Consider the following 1330-nt stretch of genomic DNA (forward strand, 5'->3'; position numbering starts at 1 on the left):
ACTAAGAGACGTCTCGTAACTCCGAGCGTGGTTCGCAGCCGGATGCGATCCTCGGGGCATGACGGGCCCAGCGCAGGATGACGCCGAGGTGGCATACATGCGGGAGGTTACGGCGTTGGCCGAGAGCCTCATCGCCGCGGAGGATCCTTACGAGGTAGCGCTGGACATCCACGGGGTTTCTGCGCATGCGTCGATGGAGGTGGAGCCCGCCGGCTTCGTGTGGCTCATCTGGGGCGATCTAGCCGACCGGATGGAGCTCAAGCCTGACGAGCATGAGCAGGCCGCAGCTGAGATGGTCCGGGCGGCGCGGGAGTGGCTATCGCTGGACCTTGCCAATCGCGAGGCCGTGGCCAGGTATCTGGACTACTGGGTGCACGACGTATGCGGCTATGCCAGGCGGGCCGGCTCGGGCGCTGACTGACTTACGAAAACTCTGCTCAGCGATACCTCGTAACCCGGGCATCTGTCTGGTAAGGACGGTGGGGCAGGATGCCGGGGTGCAGGTGATCACGGCAGCCCGCCCGGAATGGATCTTCCCGTTCACCGGGTTGCAGCCCGCGCAGTTCCGCACGCTGGTCCGGGTGGTCGCCGAGCGTGGCGGTGACGGCATCGCTGACGGCCGACCGGGTCGGCAGTGGGCCCTGGGCCTGCCGGATCGGGTGTTGCTGGTGGCCGCCTACTGGCGAACGAACCTGACGATGCGGCAGATCGGTCCCCTGTTCGGGGTGTCGCACTCGGCGGCGCACCGGGTCATCGACACCCTGGCACCGCTGCTGGCTTTGGCGCCGGTGCGCAAGCGGCCGGTCGAGCAAATCGCGATCGTCGACGGCACTCTGATTCCGACCCGCGATCACCGGCTGGCCGCACGGAGCAAGAACTACCGGTACTCGACAAACCTGCAGGTCGCCATCGACGCCTCCACCCGCCTGGTCATCGCTGTCGGCGACCCGCAGCCGGGCAACCGCAACGACACGATCGTCTACCGCACCTCCGGCATCAACCAGAAGCTGTGCGGGCGGCCGGTGATGGCCGACGGTGGGTACCGCGGCAATCCCGAGGTGATCATGCCGTACCGCAAGCCTACAGACGGCAGCTCGCTGCCGGACTGGAAGGAAGCACTCAACACCGAACACCGCACCGTCCGAGCAGGCGTCGAACACGCCCTGGCCAGGATGAAGTGCTTCAAGATCCTGCGCGACTACCGCCGCGCCGCCCACACATTGGCTGACGCTGCTTCCGGCATCGCGAACCTCCACAACATCATCCTCACCGGCTGACCAACGGCCCCGCCCCAGACAACGCCTTCACCCAGTTACGAGACGTCCCTTAG

At 66.4% G+C, this 1330-nt stretch carries 2 protein-coding genes; both read left to right on the top strand.

Features of this window, described 5'->3' with window-relative positions:
* Window positions 1–58: 58 nt before the first annotated feature.
* The gene (locus ACZ6N8_RS31195) at window positions 59–421 is read left to right on the top strand and encodes a hypothetical protein (RefSeq protein ID WP_466014645.1); all 363 of its coding nucleotides are present in this window, start codon (window positions 59–61) and stop codon (window positions 419–421) included.
* A gap of 76 nt (window positions 422–497) precedes the next feature.
* Window positions 498–1277: a transposase family protein gene (locus ACZ6N8_RS31200; protein WP_466014647.1), complete on the top strand. Its 780-nt coding sequence runs from the start codon at window positions 498–500 to the stop codon at window positions 1275–1277.
* The last annotated feature ends 53 nt before the right edge of the window (window positions 1278–1330 follow it).

Source organism: Micromonospora sp. NPDC047521 (assembly GCF_055587305.1).